At 69.2% G+C, this 17,149-nt stretch carries 16 protein-coding genes and 1 pseudogene; 10 read left to right on the top strand and 7 right to left on the bottom strand.

Annotated features, from left to right (window positions below; genetic code table 11):
- Nucleotides 1-151: 151 nt before the first annotated feature.
- Both FHR97_RS18395 and FHR97_RS18390 read left to right on the top strand, forming a co-directional pair.
- On the top strand, nucleotides 152-589 hold the full coding sequence (locus FHR97_RS18395) for a nucleoside deaminase (protein WP_183385257.1): 438 nt from the start codon (nucleotides 152-154) through the stop codon (nucleotides 587-589).
- An 11-nt stretch (nucleotides 590-600) separates the two neighbouring features.
- Nucleotides 601-1,722 (top strand): CapA family protein, encoded by a 1,122-nt coding sequence (locus FHR97_RS18390; RefSeq protein ID WP_183385256.1) that lies wholly within the window; start codon nucleotides 601-603, stop codon nucleotides 1,720-1,722.
- Between the two features lie 24 nt (nucleotides 1,723-1,746).
- Here FHR97_RS18390 and FHR97_RS18385 read toward each other — a convergent pair whose 3' ends face one another.
- Nucleotides 1,747-2,691, bottom strand: coding sequence for a 2-dehydropantoate 2-reductase (locus FHR97_RS18385; protein WP_183385255.1), 945 nt, complete (start codon nucleotides 2,689-2,691; stop codon nucleotides 1,747-1,749).
- A gap of 330 nt (nucleotides 2,692-3,021) precedes the next feature.
- On the opposite strand from FHR97_RS18385, the gene FHR97_RS18380 reads away from it, so the two are divergent.
- Together FHR97_RS18380 and FHR97_RS18375 are read left to right on the top strand one after the other, a co-directional pair.
- Nucleotides 3,022-3,360: a zinc ribbon domain-containing protein YjdM gene (locus FHR97_RS18380; RefSeq protein WP_183385254.1), complete on the top strand. Its 339-nt coding sequence runs from the start codon at nucleotides 3,022-3,024 to the stop codon at nucleotides 3,358-3,360.
- A gap of 28 nt (nucleotides 3,361-3,388) precedes the next feature.
- Nucleotides 3,389-4,441 (top strand): hypothetical protein, encoded by a 1,053-nt coding sequence (locus tag FHR97_RS18375; RefSeq protein ID WP_183385253.1) that lies wholly within the window; start codon nucleotides 3,389-3,391, stop codon nucleotides 4,439-4,441.
- A gap of 12 nt (nucleotides 4,442-4,453) precedes the next feature.
- Here FHR97_RS18375 and FHR97_RS18370 read toward each other — a convergent pair whose 3' ends face one another.
- A complete protein-coding gene (locus FHR97_RS18370; protein WP_183385252.1) occupies nucleotides 4,454-5,431 on the bottom strand; it encodes a ribose-phosphate diphosphokinase in 978 nt (325 codons plus the stop codon).
- A gap of 32 nt (nucleotides 5,432-5,463) precedes the next feature.
- Nucleotides 5,464-6,372 carry a complex I NDUFA9 subunit family protein gene (locus FHR97_RS18365; protein ID WP_183385251.1) on the bottom strand — a complete coding sequence of 303 codons (909 nt, stop codon included), beginning with the start codon at nucleotides 6,370-6,372 and terminating at the stop codon, nucleotides 5,464-5,466.
- Between the two features lie 219 nt (nucleotides 6,373-6,591).
- Between FHR97_RS18365 and FHR97_RS18360 the strand changes: the two genes are divergently transcribed.
- A complete protein-coding gene (locus FHR97_RS18360) occupies nucleotides 6,592-7,206 on the top strand; it encodes a TetR/AcrR family transcriptional regulator (RefSeq protein ID WP_183385250.1) in 615 nt (204 codons plus the stop codon).
- Here the strand turns inward: FHR97_RS18360 and FHR97_RS18355 are convergent, their stop codons facing one another.
- The 3 genes from FHR97_RS18355 to FHR97_RS18345 form a co-directional block, all read right to left on the bottom strand.
- Nucleotides 7,207-7,911 carry a hypothetical protein gene (locus FHR97_RS18355; RefSeq protein ID WP_183385249.1) on the bottom strand — a complete coding sequence of 235 codons (705 nt, stop codon included), beginning with the start codon at nucleotides 7,909-7,911 and terminating at the stop codon, nucleotides 7,207-7,209.
- A gap of 66 nt (nucleotides 7,912-7,977) precedes the next feature.
- The gene (locus FHR97_RS18350) at nucleotides 7,978-8,220 is read right to left on the bottom strand and encodes a hypothetical protein (protein ID WP_183385248.1); all 243 of its coding nucleotides are present in this window, start codon (nucleotides 8,218-8,220) and stop codon (nucleotides 7,978-7,980) included.
- A 55-nt stretch (nucleotides 8,221-8,275) separates the two neighbouring features.
- The gene (locus FHR97_RS18345; protein ID WP_183385247.1) at nucleotides 8,276-8,941 is read right to left on the bottom strand and encodes a hypothetical protein; all 666 of its coding nucleotides are present in this window, start codon (nucleotides 8,939-8,941) and stop codon (nucleotides 8,276-8,278) included.
- A 332-nt stretch (nucleotides 8,942-9,273) separates the two neighbouring features.
- Between FHR97_RS18345 and FHR97_RS18340 the strand changes: the two genes are divergently transcribed.
- Nucleotides 9,274-10,929 (top strand): FAD-dependent oxidoreductase, encoded by a 1,656-nt coding sequence (locus FHR97_RS18340; protein WP_183385246.1) that lies wholly within the window; start codon nucleotides 9,274-9,276, stop codon nucleotides 10,927-10,929.
- A gap of 10 nt (nucleotides 10,930-10,939) precedes the next feature.
- Here FHR97_RS18340 and FHR97_RS18335 read toward each other — a convergent pair whose 3' ends face one another.
- Nucleotides 10,940-14,173, bottom strand: coding sequence for an AAA family ATPase (locus tag FHR97_RS18335; RefSeq protein ID WP_183385245.1), 3,234 nt, complete (start codon nucleotides 14,171-14,173; stop codon nucleotides 10,940-10,942).
- Nucleotides 14,174-14,470: 297 nt separating this feature from the next.
- On the opposite strand from FHR97_RS18335, the gene FHR97_RS18330 reads away from it, so the two are divergent.
- The 4 genes and pseudogenes from FHR97_RS18330 to FHR97_RS18315 form a co-directional block, all read left to right on the top strand.
- Entirely contained in the window at nucleotides 14,471-15,256 is a 786-nt protein-coding gene (locus FHR97_RS18330; RefSeq protein ID WP_183385244.1) for a FadR/GntR family transcriptional regulator, read from the top strand.
- Entirely contained in the window at nucleotides 15,253-16,272 is a 1,020-nt protein-coding gene (locus FHR97_RS18325; protein WP_183385243.1) for a TRAP transporter substrate-binding protein, read from the top strand. The genes FHR97_RS18330 and FHR97_RS18325 overlap by 4 nt, the downstream gene beginning before the upstream one ends.
- An 87-nt stretch (nucleotides 16,273-16,359) precedes the next feature.
- A complete protein-coding gene (locus FHR97_RS18320) occupies nucleotides 16,360-16,956 on the top strand; it encodes a TRAP transporter small permease subunit (protein ID WP_183385242.1) in 597 nt (198 codons plus the stop codon).
- Nucleotides 16,956-17,149 (top strand): annotated as a pseudogene (locus tag FHR97_RS18315) (C4-dicarboxylate ABC transporter permease); the annotation flags it as partial. The gene FHR97_RS18320 and the pseudogene FHR97_RS18315, both read left to right, overlap by 1 nt.

Below are 17,149 nucleotides of genomic sequence, written 5' to 3'. Positions count from 1 at the left end.
GGGGCCGTGGCGTTGCCGATGGGGGCGAGGCTCGGCTCCTGACCGGCCTTGGGCTGGCGCCCGTCGTCGCGGGGTGAGGTCGGGTGGGGCTGGTCGCCCCGGGGTGGCCGGCGTAGGCTGATGCGCAAGCCAACGCAACGGAGAGCGTGACATGGAGCACTTCATGAAGGCCGCCCTGAACGAGGCGCGCGACAGCCTCGCGGAGGGCGGCATTCCGATCGGGTCGGTCCTGGTGCACCGGGGAGTGATCCTCGGCAGCGGTCACAACCGCCGCGTGCAACTGGGCAGTGCGGTGCTGCACGGCGAGATGGATGCCCTGGACAACGCCGGGCGGCAGCCGGCGGCGATCTATCGCGACTCGACCCTCTACACCACGCTCTCGCCCTGCGCGATGTGCACGGGCGCCATCCTGCTCTACGGCATTCCCCGGGTGGTGATCGGCGAGAACCGTACCTTCCTGGGCGAGGAGGCCCTGCTGCGGGAGCGCGGCGTCGAGGTCGAGGTGCTGCAGGATCCGGAGTGCATCGCGCTGATGGAGCGCTTCATCGCCGCTTCCCCCGAGCTGTGGCACGAGGATATCGGCGAGTAGGAGGTGAAGGAATGACGACCTCTTCCGACCTCAGCCTGTGGCTGACCGGTGATGTGATGACCGGGCGCGGCATCGACCAGATCCTGCCCCATCCCGGTGATCCCCGCTTGTACGAAGGCTACATGGACTCGGCCGAGGGCTATGTGCGCCTGGCCGAGACGGTCCATGGCCCCATTCCCTATCCGGTCGACTTCGCCTATGTGTGGGGCGACGCCCTGGCGGAACTGGCCGAACATGCCCCGGACCTGCGGTTGATCAACCTGGAGACCGCAGTCACCACCAGCGAGGCCGCCGAGCCCAAGGGCATCAACTACCGCATGCACCCCGATAACCTGCCCGTCCTGGCGGCGGCGGGCGTGGATGCCTGTACCCTGGCCAACAACCACGTGCTGGACTGGGGCGAGGCCGGCCTGCTGGAGACCCTCGAGGCCCTGGACGCGGCGGGCCTGCGGCATGTCGGTGCCGGGCGGGAGCGCGACGAGGCCACGGCGCCACTCTGCCTGTCGACGCCGGGTGGACGGGTGCGCCTGCTGTCCCTGGGCCTGCCGAACAGTGGCGTGCCGGAGCGCTGGGAGGCCACCTCCTCACGTCCCGGGGTCGACCTGCTGCGGCGTCCCGGCGATGCCGGTGTTCGCGAGGTCGCCCGCCGGATCCGGCGGCGTCCGCCGGGGGAGCTGGCGGTCGTTTCCCTGCACTGGGGCGGCAACTGGGGCTATGCCCTCCCGGCCCAGCACCGCGCCTTCGCCCAGCGGCTGATCGACGACGCCGGCGTGGACCTGGTGTGGGGGCACTCTTCCCACCATCCACTGGGCATCGAGGTCCACCATGGCAAGCTCATCCTCTACGGCTGCGGTGACCTGATCAACGACTATGAGGGCATCGGTGGCCACGAGAGCTACCGGGGCGACCTGGTGCTGCTGTATTTCCCCGTGCTGTGCCATGCCGATGGCCGGCTGCAGTCGCTGACCATGGTGCCCATGCGGCTGCGTCGCTTCCGCCTCGAGCGGGCCGACGAGGAGGCGACGCGCTGGCTGTGCCGAGTACTCGACCGGGAAAGCCGTCCCCTGGGCGCCCGGGTTCGGCTCGACCAGCGGGAGCGACTGGTGCTGGACTGGTCGGGAAACGGCGAGTGAGGGGCGGCCCGCCGTCGACGACGCCTACCAGGTCTCGGCCTTGGCACCGCGGGCGGAGTTCTCCTGGGGCAGCAGGGCGGCATGGATCATGGCATTGACCGGGGTCGCCACGTCGGCGGCCTGGCCCAGGCGCACCACGGCACCGTTCTGGGCCTCCAGTTCCGAGGGGCGCCCCTCCATGATGTCGCGCTGCATGGAGGCGGTACTCTGGGCCGGCAGCCCGTCGATGAAGGCCAGGGCGCGCTCGACGGCATCCGCCGGCAGGGCCACGCCCCGGGCCCGGGCCACCGCCTCGATCTCGGCGAGGATCTGCTCGATCAGCCCGCGGGTCTCCGGCAACTGGCGGGTCACTCCCAGCGGGGCGCGGGTGATGGCGCCGATGCCGCTCATGGCACAGATGAACAGGAACTTGCTCCATACCGCCACCTCGATGTCCTCGGGCATCTCGGCGCTGACGCCGAGGGTGCGGTCGAAGGCGGCCTTGAGACGCTCGGCGCCGGCCCGTTGCGCGGGCAGGCGCGTCCCGAAGCGCACGAAGGGGTCGACCCCGGCATGGCGGATCAGCCCCGGTGCCTCGCGCCAGGCGAGGATGCCGCACAGGCCGTCCAGGACCGCCGGCTCGCCGAGCACCTCGCTCAGGGTATCGGCGGCCTCCACCCCGTTCTCGAGGGGCAGCACCAGGGTGTCCGGGCCGACCAGGGGGCGGATGGCCTCGGCGGCGGTCGGCACCTGCCAGGCCTTCACCGCCAGCAGCACCGCGTCGACCACGCCGACCTCGGCCGGATCGTCGGTGGCGCTGGCCGGGGCGATGGCGACATCCCCCTTGATGCTGACGACCCGCAGGCCGTCGCGGCGGATCGCCGCCAGGTGCTCGCCGCGGGCGATGAAGGTGACGTCCTCGCCGGCCTCGGCCAGGCGGGCACCGAAGTAGCCCCCCACGCCGCCGCTTCCCATGATCGCGAATCTCATCGGCATCCTCTCTGCTTCTGATGGGCGTCCGGCCTTGGAGGATAGCCCGGCATCGCCGCTCGGGCGACCGTTGACTCGCCCGCGCCGTGGTCGCTGGTGCTCCATCGGGGCAGGGTCGATGCCGGGGGCTCCCCGTGCTCGCCGAGCCCCCAGGCCTTCGGGCGGGCGGTCGCCCGCGAGGGGCTGGGGATCACGGTCTCGTGCTGGGTATCCAGCGCGGCCCTGAAGATCGGCATCTGGGCCTGCTGCATGACGGAAAGCCCGATATGGTGCCCGCGAGGCCGACCCTGTAGGCTTGCCGGCTCCCCAACCCATCCGAGGTCCCCTACCATGAATGGTATGCTGGCGTGTCCCGAATGTGCTTCCGAGTTCACCTACGATGATGGCCTGCAGTACGTCTGCCCGGAATGCGGCCATGAATGGTCCAAAGAGGCCACCTCAGGCGAGGACGATTCGCCAGTGGTTCGCGACGCCAACGGTAATGTGCTCGCCGATGGTGACACCGTTACCGTCATCAAGGATCTCAAGATCAAGGGCTCCTCCTCGGTGGTGAAGGTCGGCACCAAGGTCAAGAACATCCGCCTGGTCGACGGGGATCATGATATCGACTGCAGGATCGACGGCATCGGGGCGATGAAACTGAAGTCGGCGTTCGTCAAGAAGGTGTGAGGCGCCATCGGCACGCCGGAGGTACGTGATGGCCAAGCCGAGACACGAGGGTTCCGATAACGGCAGGGCGGCGGTGCCGCTGCGCGACAAGGTCGCGCACCTCTCCCGGCCCCAGGCCTACCCCGACTGCGAGGGGGAAGTGGAGGTCAAGGAAACCCACATGGCCTTCGTCTTCCTGGCGGGAGAGCGCGTCTACAAGCTCAAGAAGCCCGTCGAGTACCGGCACCGTGATTGCCACCGACTGGCCTCCCGGGAGTTTCTGTGCCGCGAGGAAATCCGCCTCAACCGCCGCCTGGCGCCGGATGTCTACCTGGGGGTCGAGCCCCTCGGCCGCGGTGCCGGCGGGGCGCTGGCGCTGTCGAGTCGCGAGGGGATCGTCGACTGGCTGGTGGTGATGCGTCGCTTGCCCGAACATCGCCTGCTGAACGAGGCCCTGGCCAGGGGCGACGTCGCCCCGGAGCGGATCGATGCGCTCGCCGACCTGCTCGGGAACTTCTACTCCGGGCTCGCTCCCGAGGATCTGCCCGCCGAGGACTACGTCGCCCGTTTCGCCCGGGAACAGGCAAGGAACCGAGAGATCATGGCCGATCGCCGCTTCGCGATGCCCGGAGACCGGGTGGCGTCGGTGCTGGATCGTATGGATCGTCTGCTGGACGAGGCCCCGGACCTGGTGGGACGGCGCGCCCGGGAGGGCCGCATCAAGGAAGGGCACGGGGATCTGCGCCCCGAGCATGTCTGCCTGGTCGAGCCGCCGGTGGTCATCGATTGCCTGGAGTTCAACCGCAATCTGCGTCTGGTGGATCCCTTCGACGAGCTGAGCCTGCTGGCGCTGGAGTGCGAGCGGCTGGGGGGCGCCTGGATCGGCGAGCGGCTGTTCCGGCGAGTCGGCCAGGCACTGGAAGACACCCCCGATCCCCGGGTGCTGGCCTTCTACCGCGCCTATCGCGCCTGCCTTCGGGCGCGGCTGGCGCTTTCCCACCTGCTGGAGCCCCACCCCCGCGATCCCGAGGCCTGGGAGCCCCAGGCCCGGGACTACCTGGCCCTGGCCGAGTCGGCCGTCCGATGGGCGATGCCGGACTGAACCGCGCCGGGCTCAGGCCGGGCCACCGAGCAGGTCGGTGAGCGACCCGTCACACTGGAGGCGGCGGATGGCCTCGGCGAAGAGCGGCGCGGCGCTGACCACCTTCAGGTGACGTTCGGCCACCCGGGGAGGCAGCCGGGTCGGCGGCAGGCTGTCGGTGACGAGAACCCTCGATAGCCGCGGGTCGGCGATCACCCGCTCGGCGTCTCCCACGAACAGGCCGTGGGCAGCCAGGCCGATGACGCGCTTTGCCCCGCGGTCCAGGCACGCCTGGGCGGCACGTAGCAGGGTGCCTCCCGAGCTGATCAGGTCGTCCATGACCAGCACGGTGGCGCCGTCGACCTCACCGGCCAGCAGGGTGCCGCTGACATGGCCCTCGCTGCGCCGCTTCTCCATATAGGCGGCGCCGATGCCCCGGCCCGACTGGGCCTCCAGCATCTCCCGGAAGCCCTGGGCACGCTTCACGCCGCCGGGGTCGGGGGAGGCCACCACCAGCGGGTCGTCTCCGCAGTGGGGGAGGATGCGCTCGGCGAACAGGCGATAGGTGTCCAGGTGGTAGGCCCGGCAACGGAAGGCGTTCTGGAAGGCGGCGGGGTTGTGGACCTCGAGGGTCATGACCGCGTCGACGCCCATGGACTCCAGCAGCATGGCGAGATAGCGGGAGGTCACCGGGTCACGGGTCTTGGTGCGGCGATCCTTGCGGGCATAGGCGAGATAGGGCATCACCGCGGTGACCCGTCGTGCACCGGCTTCGCGCACGGCGCCGAGGAAGAACAGCAGGCGGCAGAGACGGTCGTTGGGGCTCTGGTGGGGCTCACCGTTGAGGCTCTGCAGCACGTAGACATCTTCGCCGCGAACGCTCTCCAGCGGACGCGCCTTGTGCTCGCCATCCTCGAAGTCGCGCTCCTCGTGGGCAGCCAGCGAGGTGCCCAGCGCGCTCGCGACCTTCTCGCCGAAGGCACGGCTGGCCTCTAGCGTGAACAGTTTCATGTCCCGAAGCTTAGTCCTTCCCGCCGGCGCTTTCAGGCGTTGGCGACGGGCAGGCAGGCCGGCAGGGCCTCGCGCAGGGACCGGGCATCGAGGCCCAGGTCGGCGAAGGTGCCCACGCCGTCGCCGACCACGTTGTCGCGCTGCATGAGCAGGACCTGGTCGCGGGTCAGCGGCGGGCTCGGCAGCGGCGAGGCCAGCATCGCCAGCGCCCGCCAGGCGAGGAAGGGCACCGGGACCAGGGGCCGCTCACGATGCAGGTGGCTCATCACCAGCGCCAGGATCTCCCGGTAGCTCATTACATCGGCCCCGCCCAGCTCGAACAGCCGCCGCCGCGGCGCGTCGGCGCCGGTCAGGTGGGCGATGGCCCGTGCCGCGTCCACCACGTGCACCGGTTGCAGGCGCGTCTCGCCACGGCCGAACAGCGGAATCGCCGGCAGCCGCGTGAGCCGGGCCAGGGTGGCGAGGAAGGCGTCCTCGGGGCCGTAAAGCACGCTGGGGCGCAGGATGATGGCCTTGGGCATGGCGTCGAGCACCGCGGCCTCGCCCCTTGCCCGGGCCCGTACATAGGCCGAGGGCGAGCGGCTGTCGGCGCCGATGCCCGAGAGCTGCACCAGTCGGATCACGCCGGCCTCCCTGGCCAGCCGCGCCAGGCGCCCGGCCCCCTCCACATGGATGGTCTCGAAGCGCAGCCGGCGGGTCTCGACGTAGAGGCTGACCGCATTGACCACCGCGCCGGCGCCTGCCACCGCCGCGGCCACCGCGTCGTCGTCACGGATATCGGCGGCGACGGTCTCCAGGGGGTCGCCGGGCTCGACCCAGGCCGGCCTCACCGGTCGTCGGGCGACCAGGCGCACCGGCCGGCCGAGCTCCACCAGCTCGCGCACCAGGGTGGCGCCGAGGAAGCCGGTGCCACCGAACACCGTGATCGGCTTGTCGGGCATGCAGATCTCCCGCCGGACTGGACGTGGTTGGGTCGGGCGTCGCGACGCCGGGCGTCGCCATGCGGTCGCCGCCACCTGGCGAAACGTCCCCGAGGATACCCCGTGCCGGTGGCCCTGCCCACCGGCAGCCTGCGTCGAGCCTGCCGCATCGCCGCCCCTGGCGATTAGCGCCTATGGTAGTAACCAGGCACGTCCGAATGCGCCAGCGGAGGGATGGCCATGACCATGACACCCGTGCATGCCCGGCGGGACGATGACCCGGATCGCCAGCTGGCCGACAGCCTGCTGACCACGGCGTTGCAGATCGCCGAGGAGGTGGGCTGGCCGGCCGTCACCCTGACCGAGGTGGCCGCCCGGCTGGGGATTCCCGCCGCCCGCGTCCTCGATCACTACCGCGACCTGGATGACGTGGCCAATGCCTGGTTCCTGCGGGGCTGGCGGGCCATGCTCGCCGACACGCCCGGCGGCTTCGCCGACTGGCCGCCACGCCAGCGTCTCGAGCACTGCCTGCTGGCCTGGCTCGATGCCCTGGCCGAGCACCGTGACGTCACGATCCAGATGCTGCGTACCAAGGCGCATCTGCCGCATCCCCACACCTGGGTGCCGATGGTCTTCGACCTGTCGCGAACCATCCAGTGGTGGCGCCAGGCCGCCCATCTGGCGGCGCCCTACGGCAGCCACCGCGCGCGGTTCGAGGAGCTCGCCCTGACCGCGCTGTTCCTCGCCACCCTGCGTTGCTGGGCCCGGGATGACACGCCCGGCCAGCACGATACCCGGCGGTACCTGCATCGCCGGCTGGCGTGTGGCAAGGCGCTGATGCCCTGGCTCGACTAGCTAGTGAGCCGGAAGGGCTCGGGTCAGCGGGACGTCGGGGGAAGGGCGCTCGAGCAGCCGCTCCGCCAGGGGCGTGCCGCTCGGCACCGGGCTCGCCTGTGCCACGGCATCGGCCTGCCAGCCGTCGCCGATGTCGTAGTCGACTCGCCTGGTGGTCCCCGGTGGAACGGGCAGGTAGATACCCGCGCCGAGTGACGCCTCGAGATAGGTGCCCGGGCGGTAACGGGAGGTGGCGAAGAAGACGAGGACGGCCGGGGAGGGGGCGAGCGAGACCGTGAGGGTGGGGGAGAGGTCGAAGGCGCAGTAGGCGGCCGGCTCCCCGTCGCCCCGCCTGGCCAGCCCGCAGGTATAGCGCGGGGCCCCCGAGGGGCTGGTGAAATAGATGCCCGGCAACTCGCTGGAGGTGGTCGAGAGCGCCCCCGAGGCGCTGACGTCGACCCGCTGGTGGCAGGCGACCGGGGTCTGGCTGCCGATGGCGATGGTCCGGTCGGGGGCAATGGTCGTGGTGGCGATATAGCCGAAATCGGACTCGGGAATCACCACCCGGATGGTGGCCAGGTAGTTCTCGCGGCACTGCCAGACCAGGGGCACGCCGCTACGGTTGGAACTCACGACCGGCAATAGCACGAACAGCGCATAGCCCCCGGTCCTGAGCGATTCGAGGGTCGCGTTCGACAGCTCGATTTCCAGGCAGGTCTCCGACATGGGCGGCTCCCGACGATGAGACGGACGCCCCGGAGGGCGCCCGTGGTGGCGAGGCGTCTGCCAGGTTCAGCCCCAGCGGCAGTAGAGGCTGTTGGGCAGGCCGTTGGTGACGGTCAGTTGCTGGCCGTTGATGCCCTGGACTCGATACTCCTGGTCGGGCGTCATGTCGATGCTCACCTGAGGGCGGGCGGCGATCTGGTAGCGAACCGGCCCGCCGACGTTGTGGCGATTCTCGAGTTCCAGGCTCTCGGCCAGTTGGCCCTCGGGGAAGACGTGCTGGGCTCCCGGGGCGATGCGGACTTCCGACATCGTGCGTCCTCCTGTGCGATGGGCCGGTCGGCGGTGCCGACCCGGCGTGGATGGCCTATGAGGTGATCAGCAGCGGGACCAGGGATTCCTGAGCCTTCACGGACTGGCCCCAGGACTTGCCGCCCCAGTCCCAGCCTTCGTTGATGTCGTAGGACACCGAGCGCGACTGGTCCGAAGTCAGGTCGAGCAGTACCCCGGAGCTGTAGGCCTTGTAGATCACCGTGCCGGTGTTGACGGTATTGCTGGCGAACATCAGCAGCACCTTCTCGATCGGCGCGATCACGTCCAGGTTCTTGCCGTACAGCGGGAAGGCACACATCGGCTTGGTGCTGCCACCGGTCTGCTGGGAGATCCCGCAGGTCCACTGGCTGGTGCCCAGGTTGCTGATCGAGATGGCGCTCGGCGTCCCCTCCTGCATCACCTCGACGGTGCCTTGCTGGCTGACCATCATGGTCTGTTCCAGGTCGATGTCGGCACTGGAGCTTGCATGGATCTTGCCGTTGGCGATGATCTCGTCGGTCGAGATGTAGGCCTGGTACTGCTCGTCCCAGGTGATCACGGTGTTGTCGAGGAAGGACGTGGACTGGAACCACACCAGCGGGGCCCCACCCTGGTTCGCGGTCTTGACCGCCTTGAAGGCGTAGAGGGCGAAGCCGCCGTTCTTGAGCTTCTCGATGGTGTCGCTGTCCATGGAAATGCTGACTTGGTATTGCGTGGCCATGATGAACGTCTCCTGATCGGTCGCCCCCTCGGGAGCGGTTGAGATTCGCCGTCGGATTTCCGTCCGGCTTTCATACTTCAGCATCAGCCACCCAGTACTTCCGCATCATGCGGGGATCAGTTGAGCCACCTCCTTGCGGTATCAGATCGGGATGCACCACGCCGTCCAGCCCCCCTCCGACGCCGCGGGGCGCGATTCGGCGATGGGATGCAGGCACTGTCGGTGAGAACAGGATCAGTTCGGGATCAGTTGCCGGCCATTCCTTGCGGGGCGGGTAGGGTTGGCAAACGCTCATCCTTGTGTATGACGTCTCACTCACAGGGAGAATGACCATGAGCAATGCGATCGTGAGGCTCGCCATCATCGGTGGCGGCGTCTCTGGGCTGTCGCTGGCCTATTACCTGCAGCGCCGGGTCGCGCAGGCCTCGGAGCCGGGAACGGCACTCGATATCACGCTGTTCGAGCGCAAGGCGTCACTGGGTGGCAACGCCGAGACCGTGGTCGTCGACCTGGGAACCCGGCGCCGCGCGTCGGGGGAAGACCAGCGCTACCTGCGCTGGGCGGACCTGGGGGTCAACGACGTCAATCTGGCGACCTACAAGCGACTCGAGGCGATCATGGGCGAGATCGACTACCTCGACCACCTGAAGCCGCTGCAGGATACCGAGAGCTATTTCACCCGCGATGGACGCCTCTCGCTGACCGACGACACCTACCTCAACCGCGGGGTCTCCGATCCGGCCTTCGCGCTGGAGGCCGCCGACCACGGCCGCCTGGCGCCCCTGATCCGCGTCGTGCATCGTGCGGCCCTGGATCTGCTCGACAGCATCACGCCCGCCTATACCGTCGCCGCCTATTTCGACGACTGCGAAGCCCGGCCACGCGAGATGCTCCAGACGGCGGCCCATGAGCTGGACATCGACATCGACTGGCAGGATCCCGATCTGCCGCGCCGGGTCGCCTCGGTCCGCACGCTGATCTACTACCCGCGGATCGCGGCGATGTATTTCACCGACGATCGGGGCCCGGGCGAGATGCCGCTGGCCGCGCCCTTCGAGTACTACCGGGTGCAGGAGGGGGGCGGGAAGCCCCGGCGGCGCTATTTCGACTATGGGGCCCAACGCTGGCTCGATGCCCTGGCGGCGTACCTGGTGGCGCCGGAGAGGTCGGGACCGCGAGTCACCATCCGCCGCCATGCCGAGGTCGGCGTACGCCTCGAGCCCGAGCGGGCGGTGGTGCATGACGATCATGGCTGGTCGGAGGCCTTCGACCTGGCCATCGTCGCCACCCATGCCGACGATGCGCGTCGCCTGGTGTCGCTCAGCGATCGGCTGGCGCCGGCCCGCGAGCGGCTGGATGCCATCCTCGGGGCGGTGCGCTACACGCGCAGCTATGCCGTCTGCCACACCGCCTCCGATCGCCTGCCGCCCAACAAGAACGTCTGGCGCACCTACAACATCGAGATCCGCGATCCCGGCGACACGCGCTTTCCCTACCGCATCGACTACCTGACCAACCTCCACCAGAACGATCCCGCCAATCCGGACTATGACGAGGCGGGGCTGCCCCAGTACTTCGTGTCGCTGGTCGACGACCTCAACCGTATCCCGCGCCAGGAGATGCTCGACAAGGTGATGGATCCCGAGGGCATTCCCGAGGCCATGCAGGTGCGGCTGCCCGACGCGACCCGCACGCAGATGGCGGAGGGCCCCCACGACTCGGGCTACAAGCACGAGTTGCCGACACCCGACGAGGCGCTGCAGCGCAAGGCCTGGACCTATTTCAAGCACAATGTGCTCGATGCCGCCTGTCTCCAGGCGCAGCGTGACATCGACGCCTACAATGCCGAGACGGCGAAGGCCTGGTGGAGGGGGCAGGCGTCCTGTCCGCTATTGTTTGCGGGGGGCTGGACGCGTGGCGCCGGCCTGCAGGAGCAGTGCCTGGAACAGTCCGAGCGGCTGGTCGGCTGGCTGCTGGGGAGCGAATGAGAGGTCGCGGTCAGAGGGGGCTCGCGCCCGGGTAGTCGCGCAGCGCCAGGCGCGGCATCACCAGGGCGAGCCCCTGGTCGACGCCCCGCCGCCAGTGCTCGAGCAGGCAGCGATGGGCGGCCTCCGAGCCGTCGTCCAGCCAGGCGGCATGGCGCTCGATCAGCTCGACATGATGCCCTGCCCAGACACAGGGCTCGTCGGCGACGAAGGCGCGCAGTCGTCTGGCATAGCGTCGAGCGGCCGCGGCTTCGCCATGCAGCAGGCAGGTCTCGGCCGCGGCGATCAGGAAGCGATAGGCGTTGTGCCCGACGCAGCCCCGCTCGAGCAGCGCCATCCCCTTGTCGAGGGCGCCGCGTCGGGCCTCGCCGTCATCCTCGAGCAGTGCCAGGGTGCCCAGCACCCAGGGGCCGATGAAGTGTTCCAGGCGATGGCGTTCGACCATCCGCCAGGCGGTGCGAATCAGGTTGCGCGCCAGCTCCGGCTCCCCGCCGACGAGCCTGAGTCGCGCCTCGCTCTCGAGCAGGAAGGCCTCGAAGCGCCCGGCGCCCATTCCCCTGGCCAGGGCCAGGCCGGTCTCGACATGCGCCAATGCCGGATGGGGGTGGCCCTGTGACAGCAGGATCCAGCTCGCCGTCAGGCGGGCGACGATCTCGGCGCGGCGATTGCCGACCCGCTCGCCCAGTTCGGTGGCCGCCAGGGTGTCCTCCAGGGCGGCCTGGGTCGCGTTGGTGTAGATGCGTGCCGTGCCCAGCATGAACAGGTTCGAGGCCTCCAGGTCGGCGTGACCATGTTCGCGGCAGAGACGCACGCAACGCTCGAACACCCGGTGTGCGCTGAGCATGTGTCCCTGGGCGTAATGGGCGTCTCCCAGGCCGCTGAGGGCCTGGATCTCGGCCGTGACCCGGCCGCAGGTCCGTGCCTCGTCCAGTGCGCGCTCGTGACAGGCCCGGCCGCCGGCGAAGTCGCCACGCGGAAAGTGGATGTTGCCCCTGAGGTAATGGATGTCGGCGAGGGCGGCATGGGCCTCGCGGGGGGCGGCCACCGCCAGTGCCCGCTCGAGGAGGCGCTCCTCGGCATCCAGTTCGTCCAGCAGGTTGAGGGTCCGCGCCAGCCCGATGCTGGCATCGACCCAGGCGTCGTCGTCGGTGGCCAGTTCCTGGGCGCGCACGAAATGGGTGTGGGCTTCCTGGGTGAGCCCCATGGCGCTGCTGATCCGGGCCTGCAGCATCGCCAGGCGATAGTCGTCGCGCGGCGCGTAGTCGATGGCCTGGCATTGTTGCACCAGTTCGAGCGCCGGGGCGTGAAGGTGCTGGCGAAGCTGTGACTCGATGGCCTCGAGGAAGGCCCCGGGGGCCGCCAGGGCCCGGGCCTTGTGCAGGTGACGGGCGCGCAGGGTGGGGTCGCGGCCGGCGTAGTGCTGGGCCAGGCGCAGATGCATCCGATCGCGCTGCTCCCGGGGGGTGGCCTCGTAGATGCCCTGCATGATCAGGTCGTGCATGAACAGGTAGCTGCCGTCGGGCAGTTCGCGGACCAGGTAGTGGCGCTGCGGCAGGCCGGGACGATAGTCCCGCGACGGCAGCAGCGCCTGCAGCTCCTCGAGGCCGAACCGCTGGCCGATGGTGGCCGCCGCCCGCAGCGCCTGGCGGTCCACCGTGGCCAGCTGGTCGAGTTTGGTCTGCACCAGGTGCTTGAGGCTGGCGGGCAGGTCGCCCCCCTGACGGAACAGCAGCAGCTGGGTCAGAAACAGCGGGTTGCCCTGAGCTCGCGTCACGCACTGTGCGACGAAGGCGGGATCGGCGTTGCCGAACCGCGCGGCCAGCGCCTCGGTCTCGGGCTGGCGCAAGGGGGCGAGGTCGATCAGGGTCAGGGGCAGGTCGGCCAGGCGTGGCCGGAGCCGGGTGTCCAGGGGATCCTGCTCGAGGCGTGAGGTCAGCATCCAGATCACCGGGGCGTCGCGGACCTCCTGCAGCAGCGTGGCGAGGAGGGTGAAGAGCACATCGTCGGCCCAGTGCAGATCCTCGATCACCAGGACCTGGAGCCGCTCGATGGACCGGCGACGGATCAGTTCACGTAATGCCTCGCCCTGCCGCGACAGACGCGTCTCGTGGGTCATGGCCGCGAAGAGCCGCTCGTCCGCCGTGGGCTGCGGTAGTCCCAGCAGGGGGCGAAAGAGCATGGCGTGGTCACTGGCCAGCCGTAGCCGGCGCAGCTGTTCCTGGAGCTGGCGTTCCGCGGCATCGGGGGCATCGGGCAGTGCGAGCAGCGAGCGCAGCAGTTGGGCGAGGGGGCCCTCGTCGCTGCGGCTGCCGAAGTCGAGGACGGCGGCTCCGTGCAGGTCGGCGTCCAGTTGCTGGGCCATGTCGGTGAGTTCGTCCACCAGCCGGGTCTTGCCGATCCCCGCCACGCCGCGGACATAGAGCACGTGCCCCACCTGGTAGTCCCGCGTGGTCTCGAGCACCGCCTTGAGCTGGCTGACCTCGAGGTGGCGGCCGATCAGGTCGAAGTGGCTGACCTGCTGACCGTCCCTGGCATGGAGGAAGCGCCACCAGTCTCGCGAGGCCGCCTCGCTGAAGGCGAAGCGCTCGCCGAGCTGCACCGCCAGCCCTCGCGCGACCCAGATCGGCGGCATCTCGGCGTCGGCCACGGGGGGCAGGGGATCGCCGTCGATCGAGGACGCCCGGGACGCCGGCCATTGTCGGGTGTCGCAGCACAGGCGTCCCCTCCCGATCCCGGCGGCGGCGATCAACCGGGCCACGGCGATGGCGCATTGCAGGCAGCGCAGGGCGTCACTGCGGTAGGCGCGCGGCAACCCGAAGCTGGCCTCCAGGCACCTGCCATCCCCGGGCTGGGAGGTGCCCCCGAACTGGTCGATGAGGGTGGCAATCGTCGTCGCGACCCTGTCGGGAAACGCCTCCGCCCAGACGCTCAGGCGGATGACCGTACGGCTCTCGACGTCGTCCGGCAGACTCGCCACGTCGCTGGAGGGCGTCGTTGGAGAGGCGACCGCGCGGGCGGCGAGTCGTTCGACCTCGGTACCGTGGACGGTGGCGAGGTGCCGGGCGGTGCGGTACAGCACCGGCTTGCCGCCCTCGGCACGCTTGATCGAGGCGATGGACACGCACAGTCGCTGCTCGAAACAGCGCTGGGCCAGGGCCTCCTGGCTCAAGCCCAGGCGCTTGCGCAGCTGCTTGAGGTGCTGTGCATCCAGCACCAGGCGGCCGTCCTGTCGCGTTGTCGCTGTCACGAGCCGACTCCTTTTCCATGCTGGAACCAGCACCGGGTGTCATGAGATTTCTCATACTGCCAGGAAGATCATAGCCCAGCCGGTGGGCCATGACGGTCGCCCTGTCCTTCCTCGGGCAGCGGGGCAGGGCGCTACAGCGCCTGTCGGGGCCGGGGGCGGACCAGTGCATGGCCGACGAGTGAAAGGCGCGAGAGGGTGACCAAAGTCTAAAGGCATTAAGTCCGAATTTGTTCGACCCTATGTCCGACATAGAGAACATAGGGTCCGACAAGGGCCGCGATCTGCGAAAGGCACCCCATGTCCCAAGCTCCCGATAGTTCCCGTCGCTCGACGCGACCCGATATTGCCGACTTCCTCGCCGAGGCCATCTTCAGCGGGGAATACGTGCCGGGTGATTTCGTGCCCAAGGAGCTGGATCTCTGCGAGCGCTTCGGCGTCAGCCGCAGCACGGTGCGCAGCGCCCTGCAGACCCTGGTGGCGGCGGGGTTGCTGACCCGGATCTCGGGGCAGGGCACCCGGGTGCGCCCCCTGCAGGAGTGGCACCTGCTCGATCCTCGGGTCAGTGGCTGGATGGCACGCTTCGCCCAGCCCAATCCGCGTATCCAGCGGGAGATCTTCGCCTTCCGGGTCGCCGTGGAGCCCTTCGTCGCCCGCCTGGCCGCAGAGCACGCCACTGCGGCGGACCTGCTGGCCATCGAGTCCGCCTACGACGGCATGATCCGGGCCCTGGAGCAGGATGACCTGCGCTGGCAGGGCCTGTCCCACGACGAGCATGACGTGGCCTTCCACGAGGCCATCTTCGCGGCGTCGCACAATCTGGTCTGGGCGCAGATCAGCCATGTGCTCAAGCCCGCCATCGCGCTGCTGGTGGAGCGCTCCAACCACAGCGCCGACGAACTGCACGACAGCATGGAACGCCATCGCCGGGTGATGGAGGCGATTCGCCTGCGTCAGCCGGAGCAGGCCGCCGCGGCGGCACTCACGGTGCTGGAACGTACCGGCCGGGATCTGGGCCTGGAAGGCCTGATGCCCTCTCTTGCCACCCTCGAAGTCCCAACAAGAAGCGAAAAGGAAGCCTCATGATGTTCAACACGCCTCTCAAGACCCTGACCGTCGCCGTCCTCGGGGCCATGGCCCTCGATGCCCAGGCCGCCGAGTACGAGTGGACCTTCCAGACCTCCGAGACCGCGGGGGAGCCGCAGTTCGAGATGAAGAAGGCCTGGGCGGACAACGTCGAGCAGATGTCCGACGGCCGCATCGCCATCGAGATCCTGCCGGTGGGCGCCGTGGTCCAGGCCAACCAGACGCTGCAGGCCGTCGAGTCCGGCATCCTGCAGGGCCACATGACCGATCCCAGCTACTTCACCGGACGCGATCCGGCCTTCGGCATGATCGGCAACCTGGTCGGCGCCTGGAGCGACCCCTACGACTTCCTCGACTACATGAACCATGCCGGGGGCGAGGCGCTCTACAACAAGCTGGTCGAGCCCTATGGCCTGCACCTGATCGGCGCCGCCGCCACCGGCCTGGAGTCGCTGCCGTCCACCAAGCCGATCCGCTCGGTCGAGGACATGCAGGGCCTCAAGCTGCGCGCCCCGGAAGGCATGGTCTACAACATCTTCGAGGCCGCCGGCGCTACCCCGGTCAACCTGCCGGGCTCCGAGGTCTACACCGGCCTGGAGAAGGGCGTGATCGACGCCGCCGACTATACGGTGTTCGCCACCAACCAGTCCCAGGGCCTGCACGAGTTCGCGCCCTATCCGCTGTATCCCGGCTTCCACTCCCTGCCGATGGTCTCGGTGTCGCTGAACAAGGAGATCTGGGACGGCCTGCCGGCGGACCTCAAGGCGATCCTCGAGACCTCCGTGGACGACCTGGCCTACGAGATGGTCGCCGAGCTCAAGACCCGCGACCTGGAGGCCGTGCGTGAGGCGCGCCAGGACCCGGACATCGAGATCATCGACCTGCCGGCGGAGGAGCGCACCAGGTTCCGCAATATCGCCAAGGAAGAGTGGGCGACCTGGGCCGAGAAGAACGAGATCACCGGCGAGTTCTACGAGTCGGTGGTGGCCTACCTGGAAAACCACAACCTGCTGTAAGCCTTCCGGCCGGCGGACGCCGCCGGCCGGCTGTCACGCCCCGGGCCATCCGCGCGGATGGCCCACCCCTTTCGTTGAGGAAGTCTCATGACTCGAGAGTCTCGTCGCCCGGAGGGCGGCTCGGCCTCTGACGAGGTTGCCCCCGTCGATCCGGTGCGCAATGCCTTCGATCGCGGCGTCATGGCCTGTGGCCGCCTGGCGGCCTGGCTGGTGTTCGTCGCCATGGTCATCAGTGTCTTCGAGGTCATCATGCGCTACGCCTTCGGCTCGCCGACCTCCTGGGTGCATGAAAGCGTGGTCATGCTGGTGGGGGTGAGCTTCGCCCTCGGCGGCCCCGCGGCCCTGGCCTGCAACCGGCATATCCGGGTGCGGGTGCTCTACGACAGCGTCGGTCCCAAGGCCAAGCTGTGGCTCGACCGCTTCAATGACCTGGTGACCTTCCTGTTCTGCCTGGGCATGACCTACGCGGCCACGGTGATGTTCTGGGACGCCTCCCACAATCCGCTGGGCGAGTGGCAGCTGGAGCGCTCCGGCACCTCCTGGAACCCGCCCATCCCGGCGCTGGTGAAGGGCATGATCCTGCTGGCCCTGGCGGTCATGTGCGTGCAGGCGCTGCTGCACCTGGTGCAGTCGCTGCGCGGCGAGCCGGCCCCCGAGCCCGATGACATGGAGGGCACCGCCTGATGGATATCGCCAACGGAACCCTGCTGCTGGTGGGCCTGATCTTCGCGCTGCTGGTCACCGGCCTGCCGCTGGCCTTCATCACCGGCCTGGTGGCCCTTGCCTTCACCTTCGGCTGGTTCGGCCCCGACGCCCTGCCGCTGGTCACCAGCCGGGTCTACGGCTTCGTCACCGAGTACTCGCTGGTGGCGGTGCC

Origin of the sequence: Halomonas stenophila (assembly GCF_014192275.1) — a bacterium.
GTDB classification, from domain to species: domain Bacteria; phylum Pseudomonadota; class Gammaproteobacteria; order Pseudomonadales; family Halomonadaceae; genus Halomonas; species Halomonas stenophila.
Note: the sequence above shows the minus strand (reverse complement) of the source record. Positions and strands in the feature narration are given on the sequence as shown.

Excerpts from the sequence above, each read along its gene's own strand:
- FHR97_RS18345 (WP_183385247.1), bottom strand. The coding sequence starts at position 8,941 with ATGGCCACGCAATACCAAGTCAGCATTTCCATGGACAGCGACACCATC.
- FHR97_RS18340 (WP_183385246.1), top strand. The coding sequence starts at position 9,274 with ATGAGCAATGCGATCGTGAGGCTCGCCATCATCGGTGGCGGCGTCTCT.
- FHR97_RS18370 (WP_183385252.1), bottom strand. The coding sequence starts at position 5,431 with ATGAAACTGTTCACGCTAGAGGCCAGCCGTGCCTTCGGCGAGAAGGTC.
- FHR97_RS18355 (WP_183385249.1), bottom strand. The coding sequence starts at position 7,911 with ATGTCGGAGACCTGCCTGGAAATCGAGCTGTCGAACGCGACCCTCGAA.
- FHR97_RS18375 (WP_183385253.1), top strand. The coding sequence starts at position 3,389 with ATGGCCAAGCCGAGACACGAGGGTTCCGATAACGGCAGGGCGGCGGTG.
- FHR97_RS18350 (WP_183385248.1), bottom strand. The coding sequence starts at position 8,220 with ATGTCGGAAGTCCGCATCGCCCCGGGAGCCCAGCACGTCTTCCCCGAG.
- FHR97_RS18365 (WP_183385251.1), bottom strand. The coding sequence starts at position 6,372 with ATGCCCGACAAGCCGATCACGGTGTTCGGTGGCACCGGCTTCCTCGGC.
- FHR97_RS18385 (WP_183385255.1), bottom strand. The coding sequence starts at position 2,691 with ATGAGATTCGCGATCATGGGAAGCGGCGGCGTGGGGGGCTACTTCGGT.
- FHR97_RS18395 (WP_183385257.1), top strand. The coding sequence starts at position 152 with ATGGAGCACTTCATGAAGGCCGCCCTGAACGAGGCGCGCGACAGCCTC.
- FHR97_RS18320 (WP_183385242.1), top strand. The coding sequence starts at position 16,360 with ATGACTCGAGAGTCTCGTCGCCCGGAGGGCGGCTCGGCCTCTGACGAG.
- FHR97_RS18325 (WP_183385243.1), top strand. The coding sequence starts at position 15,253 with ATGATGTTCAACACGCCTCTCAAGACCCTGACCGTCGCCGTCCTCGGG.
- FHR97_RS18390 (WP_183385256.1), top strand. The coding sequence starts at position 601 with ATGACGACCTCTTCCGACCTCAGCCTGTGGCTGACCGGTGATGTGATG.
- FHR97_RS18380 (WP_183385254.1), top strand. The coding sequence starts at position 3,022 with ATGAATGGTATGCTGGCGTGTCCCGAATGTGCTTCCGAGTTCACCTAC.
- FHR97_RS18330 (WP_183385244.1), top strand. The coding sequence starts at position 14,471 with ATGTCCCAAGCTCCCGATAGTTCCCGTCGCTCGACGCGACCCGATATT.
- FHR97_RS18360 (WP_183385250.1), top strand. The coding sequence starts at position 6,592 with ATGACCATGACACCCGTGCATGCCCGGCGGGACGATGACCCGGATCGC.